At 64.0% G+C, this 12,118-nt stretch carries 10 protein-coding genes; 4 read left to right on the top strand and 6 right to left on the bottom strand.

What is annotated here, in order from left to right; all coding sequences use genetic code 11:
- Nucleotides 1-59: 59 nt before the first annotated feature.
- Complete coding sequence (locus LG367_RS18615; RefSeq protein ID WP_226468263.1) at nucleotides 60-1,976, bottom strand: DUF11 domain-containing protein; 1,917 nt, start codon at nucleotides 1,974-1,976, stop codon at nucleotides 60-62.
- A gap of 343 nt (nucleotides 1,977-2,319) precedes the next feature.
- Between LG367_RS18615 and LG367_RS05690 the strand changes: the two genes are divergently transcribed.
- Together LG367_RS05690 and LG367_RS05685 are read left to right on the top strand one after the other, a co-directional pair.
- Nucleotides 2,320-3,390, top strand: coding sequence for an alpha/beta hydrolase (locus tag LG367_RS05690; protein WP_226468262.1), 1,071 nt, complete (start codon nucleotides 2,320-2,322; stop codon nucleotides 3,388-3,390).
- A 41-nt stretch (nucleotides 3,391-3,431) separates the two neighbouring features.
- Nucleotides 3,432-4,136 carry a helix-turn-helix transcriptional regulator gene (locus LG367_RS05685; protein ID WP_226468261.1) on the top strand — a complete coding sequence of 235 codons (705 nt, stop codon included), beginning with the start codon at nucleotides 3,432-3,434 and terminating at the stop codon, nucleotides 4,134-4,136.
- A gap of 96 nt (nucleotides 4,137-4,232) precedes the next feature.
- Here the strand turns inward: LG367_RS05685 and guaA are convergent, their stop codons facing one another.
- From guaA to folD, 3 genes are all read right to left on the bottom strand, one after another.
- The gene (gene guaA / locus LG367_RS05680; RefSeq protein WP_226468260.1) at nucleotides 4,233-5,816 is read right to left on the bottom strand and encodes a glutamine-hydrolyzing GMP synthase; all 1,584 of its coding nucleotides are present in this window, start codon (nucleotides 5,814-5,816) and stop codon (nucleotides 4,233-4,235) included.
- 117 nt (nucleotides 5,817-5,933) lie between these two features.
- Nucleotides 5,934-7,391, bottom strand: coding sequence for an IMP dehydrogenase (gene guaB, locus LG367_RS05675; protein WP_226468259.1), 1,458 nt, complete (start codon nucleotides 7,389-7,391; stop codon nucleotides 5,934-5,936).
- Nucleotides 7,392-7,504: 113 nt separating this feature from the next.
- Entirely contained in the window at nucleotides 7,505-8,362 is an 858-nt protein-coding gene (gene folD / locus LG367_RS05670; RefSeq protein ID WP_226468258.1) for a bifunctional methylenetetrahydrofolate dehydrogenase/methenyltetrahydrofolate cyclohydrolase FolD, read from the bottom strand.
- A gap of 102 nt (nucleotides 8,363-8,464) precedes the next feature.
- Between folD and LG367_RS05665 the strand changes: the two genes are divergently transcribed.
- The gene (locus LG367_RS05665; protein ID WP_226468257.1) at nucleotides 8,465-8,782 is read left to right on the top strand and encodes a DUF1244 domain-containing protein; all 318 of its coding nucleotides are present in this window, start codon (nucleotides 8,465-8,467) and stop codon (nucleotides 8,780-8,782) included.
- Entirely contained in the window at nucleotides 8,782-9,555 is a 774-nt protein-coding gene (locus LG367_RS05660) for an alpha/beta hydrolase (protein ID WP_226468256.1), read from the top strand. The genes LG367_RS05665 and LG367_RS05660 overlap by 1 nt, the downstream gene beginning before the upstream one ends.
- A 12-nt stretch (nucleotides 9,556-9,567) precedes the next feature.
- Here LG367_RS05660 and LG367_RS05655 read toward each other — a convergent pair whose 3' ends face one another.
- Nucleotides 9,568-10,926, bottom strand: coding sequence for a cytochrome ubiquinol oxidase subunit I (locus tag LG367_RS05655; RefSeq protein ID WP_226468255.1), 1,359 nt, complete (start codon nucleotides 10,924-10,926; stop codon nucleotides 9,568-9,570).
- A gap of 121 nt (nucleotides 10,927-11,047) precedes the next feature.
- Entirely contained in the window at nucleotides 11,048-12,079 is a 1,032-nt protein-coding gene (locus LG367_RS05650; protein WP_226468254.1) for a DUF2272 domain-containing protein, read from the bottom strand.
- Between the last annotated feature and the right edge of the window lie 39 nt (nucleotides 12,080-12,118).

The following is a 12,118-nucleotide window of genomic DNA, read 5'->3' as shown; positions in this document are numbered from 1 at the left end:
CCGCGCGACGTACTGTCGTTACCACGCGCTCCATGCTTCGGCGTAAAGCGCGTGCACCGTCACAGCACGGTGCAGGTCAGGCTCACGGTCAGCGAACTGTTGGCCGGCACTATCGGCAACACCACGCCGCCTCCCGATTGCAGATTGGCCACCGACAGCTGCCCTGCTCCCGTTCCCGAAACGGGACAGATCGCACCGCCGGTCGCGCTGCCGCAGCTGACCGCCGTGCAATTCAGGCCGCTCGGTGCCGGATCGCGCAGGACGGCATTGTTGGCGGCATCCGGGCCGTTGTTGCTGACCACGATGCTGTAGACGGTGCTCGTTCCGCGAGTCACCGTGTCGTTGGTCTGATCGGTCGCGCCGGAACCGGGGGTGTTGGTCTTGGTGAGGCTCAGATTGCTGCACACCGGATCGACCGAAGCCTGTGCGGTGTTGTTGGCCGCGCCCCCCGGCGCCGGTGAGACGAATCCGGTCTGCACCGAGGTGCCTTCGTTCAACGCCGACGGCGTCGTGATGGTGGCGGTGTTGGTGACGGCCGTGCACTGCGTGGCGCTCGGTGTCGCCGTGATCGTATAGACCACGCGTCCGCCGGCCGCCGCGTTGCCCGCGGGCAGTGTCGCGTTGCCGCTGATCGCGCCGGTGCCGCTGGTCGTTCCGTTGGTCGTTCCGCCCGGACAGCTCGCGCCGTTACTGGCGACACAAGTCCAACTCGTGAACGTGAGTCCGGAAGGAATGGCATCGGAAACCGCCGCCACCGCATTGTGCGATGTCGTGGGCGCCAGCAGCGTCGCGGCGGTATTGTTCTCGAAGGTGACCGTGAAAGTGGTCGCAACGCCACCGGCCGGCGTGGCGTTGCTGACGCTCTTGCTCGCCCGCAGATCGACATCGTCGTCCAGCAGCGTCCACGTCACGTTGTTGTTGGCCGTACCGCCGCAAGTGACCGTGGACGTCAGCACGTAGCCCGTCGACGGCTGGATGGTCAGCACCAGGGTCTCGTTGTTCTCGATCACCGTGTCCTGCAGCGAGGACATGGTCAGGTTGAACGTGTTGCTGTCATACACGCCTGCCGGGATCGTGACATTGATGGTGTTGGTACCGCTGGCGGTGGTGTAGTCCTGCCCGAGCGTGGCGGTGCCGGTGATCACGATCGGCACGGTGATGCCGCCGGTCGGGACCGTTCCCGTCACTTGCAGCACAGGAACATTGATGGTGGCGCCTTCGACGGTCTGGTACGTGCTGCTGGAGAATTCGATGTAGGGCTGCAACGTGATCTGGATGTCGTCGAGGAAGTTGCCGACGGAAATCCCGCCCTGCGAGGAAATTGCCTCGAAACCGATGGTCTGGCTGCCGGTGCCGCTATTCCAGGTGAAGCTGCCGCTATAGTCGCCCCACCCGTTCGGGCCTGTGGCACGTGAACAGGTGCCGCCGGTGATGCACATGCTGGCGGCGCCGGGATTGCCGTCGTTCGCGTCGCTGGCCTGGACGATGCGCGTGGTGGTGCCGGTAGCCGTCGGGCCGATATTGAAATCCATGACGTCCGCGATGGTGGCCGATTGGCGACCACGGTGCGAGAAACGCCAGTTGATCGTCTCACCGTTGACGAGGCAGACGGTCTGATAGATCCGGGATGCCTGCGAAGCATTGAGTTCGGCGTGGTTATTGCCGACGCGCGCGGGCACGCTGTTGAAATTGTTCGCCCACAGCTCGATCAGTGGTCCGGTGGCGGCAGGAAGAGTGCAACCACTACTGGTCCCGGAAGGATGCGTGGTGCTCCATCCTGGCACCTGGGCATCGGTCGCGAATGCGACGCAGGCAGTCGTGCCCAGATTGGGCTGTTCGAAACTGGGATTGACGAAGGTCCGCTGCACCTGCGCTTGCACGGATGTGGCGAATACCAGCAGCAGCCCGGCGATGACTGTGAATCCAGCGCGCGACAGACCGTTGTCAAAGCGTCGCGAGCGCGGCTTAACCTGCACGATCGAATCCAAACTCCCCTCCAATGTGCTCCAGACGCTGATGGATTGCCCGTGGCTGCATCGGCCGGAGTAAAATGGTGATAAACGTCACATTTTCTTCACGTCAAACATCACCATCATATTGGGTTACGAGTCTTATTCAATACACAAAATTCGTCGTCAATTCACGACGCTAATTGCCCCTCCTGGGCAGAACATTCGAACGGGAAGCATGGCGAATTCCTCGCCGCTTCAATCTCACGCCTCGATGCGCCGTTTGGGACCGGGCCTTGAACAGCCCAGGGGCGACTAAAGCAGCGCCGCTGCATCTTGCCGAACTTCGCCGACTTCCTACTGACAGACGGTGTCAGTAGCACAGACGTATAACGCCCTCCTCGCAGCCGCGAGCTCCCTCCTGACAGCTCGCATCGCCTTCGAGCTTGAATCTTGCAGGCATCAAGCCCCCTACGAAAGGAACATTACCGTCATGAGTCGTCGTTACTACGGTCCGGACTTTCCAAAAGAAACCTATATCGCCCACGCCTATCCCGAGTCCACGGTCGACCTCGGCGAGGTGGTTCTGAACTATGCGGTGACCGGTTCCGAATCCTCGCCGGCATTGCTGCTGGTCCCAGGCTTGGCCGAATCCTGGTGGGGCTACGAAGCGGCTATGAAACTGCTCGAAGCCGACTTGCAAATCTACGCGGTCGACGTCCGCGGCCAGGGGCGTTCGAGCCGGACACCGGGCCGCTACACCCTGGACAATTGGGGCAACGATCTCGTGCGCTTCATCGAGCGGGTCATCAAACGGCCCACGCTTGTCGCCGGGCAATCACTCGGCGGCTTGATGGCGGCGTGGCTCTCCGCCTACGCCCCTCCGGGATTGGTGCGCGCGGTCTATCTCGAGGATGCCACTCTTTTCACATCCGAACTGGTGCCGGCCTACGGAACCGGAATGCGTCAATTCGCCCCCGGCTACCTGTTCAATCTTTTCATGACGTATCTAGGCGACCAATGGCGCGTCGGCGATTGGAAAGGCATGCAGTCCAACGCGCCGTCCATGCTTCCGGCCTGGATGCAGGGACGGATTCCTGCCGGAGACGAACCGCCGCAAAGTCTCAAGGAGTTCGACCCCGAGCATGCCCGCGCGATGTTCACCGGTACCGCGATGGCGGGTTGCAGCCACAAACTGATGCTGCAGTCCGCCAAGACCTCCATGCTCTTCACGCATCATGCCCGCGGGATCGATCCGGAAACCGGCATCGTGCGCGGCGCCACGACGGACTCCCAGGTCAGCTACGCGCGCCAATTGGTCGAGAAGGCCGGGCAGCGTTTCGACTACCTGTCGCTGCCGGAGAAGGGCCACATACTTCATCAAGAGGATACGCCGCTCTATGCTTCCATCCTGAAGGATTGGGCATTGCATGTGGCTTAGCGGATTGACTTGGCAAGAGGCTTCCAGGGAACCGCACTGACATGAGCCGCGCCGACAGGCTATTCCAGATCATCCAGATCCTGCGACGATCTCGCCGCCCGGTGACCGCCGGCGAGATCGCGGCCGAACTCGAAGTCTCCACCCGAACGATTTATCGGGACATCGTCAACCTGATGGGACAACGCGTGCCGATCCAGGGAGAAGCGGGTTTCGGCTACGTACTCGACAAGGCATTCGATATGCCGCCGTTGATGCTGACGTCCGACGAGGTTGAAGCCGCAGCCCTCGGCGCGCAGTGGGTCGCAAGCCGGGGCGATCCGGTGCTGGCGCTCGCGGCGCGCGATCTCATCGCGAAAATCGCGGCCGTCGTGCCGAATGCCTTGCGTCCGTTGGTCGCGGATCCACCGGTCTGCACACGGCGAGTGCCCGACACGGCGCCCGACGGCATCGACATCGCCCGCACGCGCGCCTGGATTCGGGAGGGCCGCAAGATCCGGATCGGCTATCGCGACGAGCTTGGCAATACGACCAGCCGCGTCATCTGGCCGATCAGCATTGGCTTCTTCGACGACACACGCATCCTGGCCGCGTGGTGTGAACTGCAGCAGGATTTTCAGCCGTTCTTTACCAACCGAATCATCGCCGCCGAATTCCTGGAAGATCGCCACGATACCCGCCCCGCCATGTTGCGTCTGCGATGGAAACGCAGAATGGCGGAGACGTATCCAGCGCAATCGCATCTGTAGCGAGAGAGCTGGAAGGCGCCCCGAACTACATTGCGCGATGGATAGTCGATGAACTATCCCAGTTCGTATTTTCTTCCAGCGCCATCCACGCCTCCCTTACTCCCACTCGATCGTCGCGGGCGGCTTGCCGCTGATGTCGTAGACCACGCGGGAGACGCCACGCACCTCGTTGATGATCCGATTGGAGACCTTGCCGAGGAAGTCGTAAGGCAAATGCGCCCAGTGCGCGGTCATGAAGTCGATGGTCTCCACCGCACGCAGCGCGATCACCCATTCGTAGGCGCGCGCGTCGCCGACCACGCCTACCGATTTCACCGGCAGGAACACGGCGAAGGCCTGGCTGGTCTTGTCGTAAAGATCGGCCTTGCGCAGTTCCTCGATGAAGATGTGATCGGCTCTGGCCAGCAGTTCGGCGTATTCCGGCTTCACTTCGCCGAGGATGCGCACGCCGAGGCCGGGGCCTGGGAACGGATGGCGATAGACCATCTCGCGCGGCAGGCCGAGTTCGACGCCGAGGCGGCGCACCTCGTCCTTGAACAGTTCGCGCAGCGGCTCCACCAGGCCGAGCTTCATGTGCTCCGGCAGGCCACCGACGTTGTGATGACTCTTGATGACGTGCGCCTTGCCGGTCTTGCTGCCGGCCGATTCGATCACGTCGGGATAGATCGTGCCCTGCGCCAGCCATTTGGCGTTGGCGAGCTTGTGCGATTCCTCGTCGAAGATCTCGACGAACAAATTGCCGATGATCTTGCGCTTGGCTTCGGGCTCATCGACACCTTTCAATTTCTCGAAATAGCGTTCGTGCGCGTCGACGCGGATCACCTTCACGCCAAGACCATGCTTGTCGGAAGCGCCGGCGAAGGTCGCCATCACCTGATCGCCCTCCTGCCAGCGCAGCAGGCCGGTGTCGACGAAAACACAGGTGAGCTGATCGCCGATCGCCTTGTGCAGCAACGCCGCCACCACCGAGGAATCGACACCACCGGACAAGCCGAGGATCACCTCGTCGCTGCCCACCTGCTCGCGCACGCGCGCGATCTGGTCGTCGATGATGTTGGCGGCCGTCCACAACGTCGCGCAACCACAGATGTCGACCACGAAGCGGCGCAGCAACGCCTGCCCGGACTTGGTGTGCGTGACCTCGGGATGGAACTGCACGCCGTACCAGCGCTTGGCATCGTTGGCGAAAGCGGCGACGGGAACGCGGTCGGTCTTCGCGGTGACGGTGAAATCCGGCGGTGCCTTGGAGACGTGGTCGCCATGGCTCATCCAGACATCGAGCCGCGGCGGCGAACCCGGATGATCTTTCAGCCCTTCGAACAAACGATCGGCGGCGACCAGCGACACTTCGGCATGTCCGTATTCGCGCGCATCGGCCGACTCGGTTTCGCCGCCGAGCTGCTTGGCCATCGTCTGCATGCCGTAGCAGATGCCGAGCAGTGGCAGGCCGCCGTCGAAGACTTCCTGCGGCGCTCGCGGCGAACCGTGTTCGGTGGTCGATTCCGGACCACCCGAAAGAATGATCCCCTTCGGCGCGAACTTCGCGATCTCGGCCGGATCATGGTCCCAGGCCCAGATCTCGCAATAGACGCCGAGCTCACGGATGCGGCGCGCGATCAGCTGCGTGTACTGCGCACCGAAATCGAGGATGAGGATCTTGTCGCTATGGAGATCGGTCATGGCCGGAAAAGAAAACCTGATGAATAAAGGATCGAGACCCGTGAAACTTTCGGAGGTGGAATAGTCGAAGAGGAGTGAGACTCGCGTTCTTCACTCCTCTTCTCCTGTCACCGTGACTCAGCCCGCTCGGTAATTCGGCGGCTCTTTGGTGATCTGCACATCGTGGACATGGCTCTCGCGCTGCCCTGCCCCGGTGATCTTCACGAAGGTCGGTTTGTTGCGCATCTCCTCGACGGTGGCACAGCCGACGTAACCCATCGTCGCACGCAAACCACCGGCGAGCTGATGAACCACGCCCGACAGCGGCCCGCGATACGGCACGCGGCCTTCGATGCCTTCCGGCACCAGCTTGTCGGCGTCGCTCGCGTCCTGGAAATAGCGATCCTTCGAACCCTTCTCCATCGCGCCGAGCGAACCCATGCCGCGATAGCTCTTGTAGCTGCGGCCCTGGAACAGTTCGGTTTCGCCCGGCGATTCCTCGGTGCCGGCGAACAGTCCGCCGATCATCACCGTGGACGCGCCAGCAGCCAGCGCCTTGCCGATGTCGCCGGAGTAGCGGATGCCGCCGTCGGCAATCAGCGGAATGCGATCGGCCAGCGCCTCGGCCACCATGTCAACCGCCGTCACCTGCGGTACGCCGACACCCGCGACCACGCGCGTAGTGCAGATCGAACCGGGGCCGACGCCGACCTTCACCGCGTCCGCACCCGCATCTTCCAGCGCCTTGGCCGCGTCGCCGGTGACGATGTTGCCGCCGACCACCTGCAACGTCGGGAAATGTTTCTTGACCCAGGCGACGCGATTGATCACACCCTGCGAATGACCATGCGCGGTGTCGATGATGATCACGTCCACGCCCGCGGCCACCAGCAGCTCGATGCGCTGCTCGGTATCGCTGCCGATGCCGACCGCGGCGCCGACCAACAGGCTTTCCGAGGCATCCTTGGCGGCGTTCGGGTTGTCGCGCGCCTTCTGGATGTCCTTCACGGTGATCAGGCCGCGCAGTTCGAAACCGTCGTTGACCACCAGCACCTTCTCGATGCGGTGCTTGTGCAGCAGTTGCAGCACTTCTTCGTCGGAAGCGCCTTCGCGCACGGTGACCAGGCGTTCCTTCTTGGTCATCACGTTGCGCACCGGATCGTCGAGCCGTTTTTCGAAGCGCATGTCGCGGCCAGTGACGATGCCGACCAGTTGCCCACCTTCCACCACCGGCACGCCGGAGATGTTGCGGGCGCGGGTGAGCTTGAGCACTTCGGCGATCGTGGTGTCGGGACCGACGGTGAACGGCTCCCTGATCACACCAGCTTCGAAGTTCTTCACTCGCGCCACTTCCGCCGCCTGGCGTTCGGCACTGAGATTCTTGTGGATGATGCCGATGCCGCCGAGCTGGGCCATGGCGATCGCCAGACGTGCTTCGGTGACCGTGTCCATGGCGGCCGAGACGATCGGCAGGTTCAGGCGCAGGTCGCGGGTGAGCCTGGTGGCAAGGGAGACGTCCTTGGGCAGGACGATGGAGTGCGCGGGGACGAGGGAAACGTCGTCGTAGGTGAGCGCTTCGGCCTGGATACGCAGCATGGGCGGTCCGGAAGGGGGAAGCACGTCATTGTATCGCGTCCGGGCCTGCCTGCGCTCGTTTCCGGCGTCCAGATCCGCACTGGAATCGCAACGCTGCGGATCGCGTTCGGCCGTCAGTCAGCGGCTTCGGCCGCCTCGAGCGTGTTCTGCATCAACGTAGCGACGGTCATCGGGCCGACGCCACCCGGCACCGGGGTGATCCAGCTTGCCCGTTCGGCCGCCGCGGCGAAGCCGACGTCGCCGACCAGGCGGCCGTCTTCGAGCCGGTTGATGCCGACGTCGATCACCACCGCGCCCGGTTTCACCCAGTCGCCCGGGATCAGGCCGGGCTTGCCGACGGCGACGACCAGGATGTCGGCCTCGCCCACGTGCCGCTTCAGGATGTCCTGCGGCGTGAATTTGTGGCAGCTGGTGACGGTGCAGCCGGCGATCAGCAGTTCCAGCGCCATCGGCCGGCCGACGTGGTTGCTCACGCCCACGATGGTGGCGCTCTGCCCGCGCACCGGACGGTCGGTCCAGGCCAGCAGCGTGGTGATGCCGCGCGGCGTGCACGGCCGCAGGCCGAACTGGCGCAGGGCCAGATGGCCGACGTTCTCCGGATGGAAGCCGTCGACGTCCTTGCGCGGATCGATGCGATGGATCAGCCGCGTGGCGTCGGGGATGCCCGGCAGCGGCAGCTGCACCAGGATGCCGTGCACGGCCGGATCGGCGTTGAGGCGGTCGATCAGCGTCAGCAGCTCCGCTTCCGTCGTGCCGGCCGGCAGGTCGAAATCGAAGGGCTGGATGCCGACGATCGCCGCCGCGCGGCGTTTGTTGCGCACGTAGGACTGCGAAGCCGGATCGCTGCCCACCAGCACCACCGCCAACCCGGGACGCGGCTTGCCGGCGGCGATCCGTGCGTCGACGCGCAGGCGGAGCGCGTGGAGCAGTTCGTCGGCGATTCGGCGGCCGTCGAGGATTCTGGCGGTCATGGGCAGGAGCAGGCGCTGCGCTAGAGTTGCAGGAACGTTATTGTCCCCATTCCGTCATCCCAGCGAAAGCCGCGATGACGACCAATGAACTTAGATACCCCCATGACAGACCCCGAAACCACCCACATCGAAGCCGCCGCCTTCCGCCGCCTGCTCCAGCATCTGATGCAGGAGCGCCCGGACGTGCAGAACATCGACCTGATGATCCTCGCCGGCTTCTGCCGCAACTGTCTCGCCGACTGGTACCGCGAAGCCGCCGAGGCACGCGGCATCACCATGACCAAGGAAGAGGCACGCGAAGCGATTTACGGGCAGCCGTTCGAGCAGTGGAAGGCCGCGCATCAGCCGCCGGCGACACCCGAGCAGTTGCAAGCATTCGAAGAAGCGCAACGCAAGCACCCGCGCGCGACAGGGCGTTGATGCCGCGTACATTGCTCGTGCTTCTGTGCGCGGTGCCGCTGCTGATTTACGCGGCGCTCTGCTGGTGGGTCTACGCCCATCAGCGCCAGATGATGTACTACCCGCAATTCACGCGCGTGGATGCCGCGGCGGCGAATTTCTCGCTCGCGCGCGGCGAGGTCACGCTGCGCGGCTGGACGATCGGCCCCGACGATGGCGCGCCGATCCTGTACTTCGGCGGCAACGGCGAGCGCGTGGAACACAATCGCGATGACTTCGCGCGCCGGTTTCCACGGCATCGCGTCTATCTGCTCGCCTATCGTGGGTATGGCGCCAGCGACGGCGCGCCGAGCGAGGCCGGGCTGTTCGGCGATGCACTGGCGCTGTACGACCACGTCCGCGCGCGACATCCCGACCAAGCGATCCGCGTGATCGGCCGCAGCCTCGGCAGCGGCGTGGCCAGCTACCTCGCCGCGCAGCGACCGGTCGAGCGGCTCGCGCTGATCACGCCCTACGACAGCATGGAAAACGTCGCGCGATCGCATTACGGCTGGCTGCCGATCCACTGGCTCATCCACGACCGCTACACATCGACTACTTATTTGCGCGACTACACGGCGCCCGTGCTCATCCTGCGCGCCGGTCGCGACGAAGTGATTCCCGCCACCAGCACCGATCACCTGATCGCGGCATTACCGAAACCGCCCGAAGTGGTCGACATCACCGGTGCCGACCACAACAACCTCTCGGACTCCACCGCATACGGCGAAGCGCTCGCACGCTTCATGCGCTGATCACGAGCAGGGCTATTCGATGGCGTGCTCTTCCCGCTCCCACGACTGCCGCCAGTCGTCAGCCACACGTTTCGTACCCGATGTCCGCAGTGCCCACCACATCAGGTAGATGTACAGCACGAACATCAAGGCATAGGCGCCGATCATCAGCTGCAGCGACCCCGCCACGTTTTCGATCAAGGCCGTCCGCGTGATGCCTTCGCTGGTTCGCATCAATCCGCTGACGATCCAGGGCTGACGCCCCACCTCCGTCACGATCCAACCCAGGATGGTGGCGACGAAACCCAGCGGACTCGACCAGGCCAGCAATCGCATGTAGCGGCGGCTGTGTTCCAGACGCCCGTAGATGTGCTGCCAGGCGCCGAACAGCCCCAATCCGAGGAACCACAACCCCAGCACCACCATCGCGCGGAAACTGTAGAACACGATGGGCACCGGCGGTCGGTCCTGCGGCTCGAAGCTGTCGAGGCCGCGAACGAATCCACTCCACGTTTTCGTCAGCAGCAGGCTGCCGCCATGCGGGATTTCCACTGCATAGCGATTGCTCTCGCTCTTCGTATTCGGCATCGCCCAGAGCACCAGCGGAACTCCCTCCCCGCTTCGCCACAGCCCTTCCATCGCGGCGAACTTCGCCGGCTGATGGCGCGAGGTCACTTCGGCGCTGTAGTGGCCGGTGACGATCTGCAAGGGCGCGAGGATCGCCAATGCCAACACCGCCGTGCGCAGACCTTGCAAGGACGATGCCGTGTGTTGGCGTCGCCAGCGATAGCCGCATACGCCCGCCACCACCAGCGCGGTGCTGAGCAGCGCCGCGGTCAGCATGTGCGCCAGGCGCGCGGGCAGCGAAGGATTGAAGATCACCGCAAGCCAGTCTTCCGGCAGCCACTGGCCGTTTTCCAGACGCATGCCCTGTGGCGTCTGCATCCAGCTGTTGGCGGCCAGGATCCAGAACGCGGCATTGGTCAGCAGCAACGCGATCAGCAGCGTGGCGATGAAATGCGTCTGTCGGCCGGGACGTCGCCACCCGAACAACATGATCGCGATCGCCGTGCATTGCACCAGCAGCAGCGGCCACCCTTCCGCCCAGCGCAAGGGGCCGAGGATGTGTTGGGTGGCATGCAGGAAAGGCGAGAAATTCGATCCCAGCTGTACGCCCTGCAGGATGCCGGTGACGATCCCGAAGAAAAAACTGATCGTGAAGACACACGCCCACAAGCGGTACAGCGCCTGCCAGTGCGCTTCCCCGCTGCGGCGCCAGCGCACTTCGAAGTAGACCAGCAGCCAAGCCAATCCGATGGTGATGGCTGGAAAAACGATGTGGCACGCGATCCCGAGCGCGAACTGGATTCGCACGAGAATTTCGGCGTTCATGACATTCCCCTGATTACGGGATGAATGTCACAGATATGCTGTCAGTGCGACGTGAATTTTGAGACGTACATCACCAAATCATCACGGTGGCCAGCGCGGCTCGCGACGCTGGCGTTTCGCATCACGGCCTAGGACAACGCGGGATACCGGAACCCACGACGCAATTCACACAACACTGCGTTTGCGGCTGCGCGGACGGCGCGGAAATTGGCGACGCGGGCGGCAGCGCGAGCAACGGCAGCGATGCGATTTCCGATGCCGGCCTGAGCTTCAGCAGCGCCGCCCAGTCCTGACGATTGAAGTTGCAGCCCGCTTCGTTTTCCGGCCAGCACGTGGTGGAGCGACCGGCGCCGCGCGGCAGATTTTTCGGCAGGCCATTGCGATCGATGCCGAGGATGCGCATGGTCACGCCCTGCAGCACATTGCCACCGACGAGATACAACTTGCCGCCGTTGCGATCCACGCCCACCACGATGTCGCAATGCATGAAGAGGCCGCCGCCGTTGCCGCTGGCGAGATAGCTCTGCATGCCGAGAAAGCCGAGCGGCGTGCTGTTCGCGCGCACGAAGCACAGCAGATCGCCGAGCGTGGCGGGCTCCGCATCCGGGTCCGCGAAGCGATAGGCGCTGTCCGCCGGTTGCGCGTAAGCCGTGCGCACGTAATCGAAGTGACTGGGCGAAGGCTTGAAGCCCGGCAATCCCGCCTGCGCCATCACATAGGACACGAATGCCGCCGACCAGGGCTTGTCGATCAGGAACGCGCGGCAGGCCGGCGGCGCATAGCTCGCATTCGCGTAGCTGCATTCGGTGGCGCCGGGGAAGCTCGCCATCTGTCCCATCAACCCGCTGTCGCGCCAGTAGTCGGCGACGCGCTTCCAGGCCGGCGTGTAGCCGTCGCTGAGCGCCATCGTCTCGCCTTCCGACACGGTGATGCTGGCCAGCCTGCCCTCCGCGTCGATGAACGGCGTGTACCAGAGGACGTTTTCGCGACAAGCGACCGCCGCGATCTTCTGGGCATAGGTGGCGTTGGGCATCGTGGCCGCCCCCGCGCTGCAGACGGCGGCCTGGGCGGCGAACGGCATCGCCAGCGAGGCGAGCAAGACGAGGGCGAGCAGAATGGGAAACGGGATGACCGGGGTGCGCGCTCGGATCATTCAGGAAGCTCGACGTGCGGGGGATGACGCATCCTGCCA

The sequence above is a fragment of the Luteimonas panaciterrae genome, from assembly GCF_020511115.1.
In the GTDB taxonomy this organism is placed as follows: domain Bacteria; phylum Pseudomonadota; class Gammaproteobacteria; order Xanthomonadales; family Xanthomonadaceae; genus Luteimonas; species Luteimonas panaciterrae.
Note: the sequence above shows the minus strand (reverse complement) of the source record. Positions and strands in the feature narration are given on the sequence as shown.

Bases quoted from the DNA above. Each gene is read 5' to 3' on its own strand.
- LG367_RS05685 (WP_226468261.1), top strand. From the start codon at position 3,432: ATGAGCCGCGCCGACAGGCTATTCCAGATCATCCAGATCCTGCGACGA.
- LG367_RS05650 (WP_226468254.1), bottom strand. From the start codon at position 12,079: ATGATCCGAGCGCGCACCCCGGTCATCCCGTTTCCCATTCTGCTCGCC.
- LG367_RS05655 (WP_226468255.1), bottom strand. From the start codon at position 10,926: ATGAACGCCGAAATTCTCGTGCGAATCCAGTTCGCGCTCGGGATCGCG.
- folD (WP_226468258.1), bottom strand. From the start codon at position 8,362: ATGACCGCCAGAATCCTCGACGGCCGCCGAATCGCCGACGAACTGCTC.
- guaB (WP_226468259.1), bottom strand. From the start codon at position 7,391: ATGCTGCGTATCCAGGCCGAAGCGCTCACCTACGACGACGTTTCCCTC.
- guaA (WP_226468260.1), bottom strand. From the start codon at position 5,816: ATGACCGATCTCCATAGCGACAAGATCCTCATCCTCGATTTCGGTGCG.
- LG367_RS05665 (WP_226468257.1), top strand. From the start codon at position 8,465: ATGACAGACCCCGAAACCACCCACATCGAAGCCGCCGCCTTCCGCCGC.
- LG367_RS05660 (WP_226468256.1), top strand. From the start codon at position 8,782: ATGCCGCGTACATTGCTCGTGCTTCTGTGCGCGGTGCCGCTGCTGATT.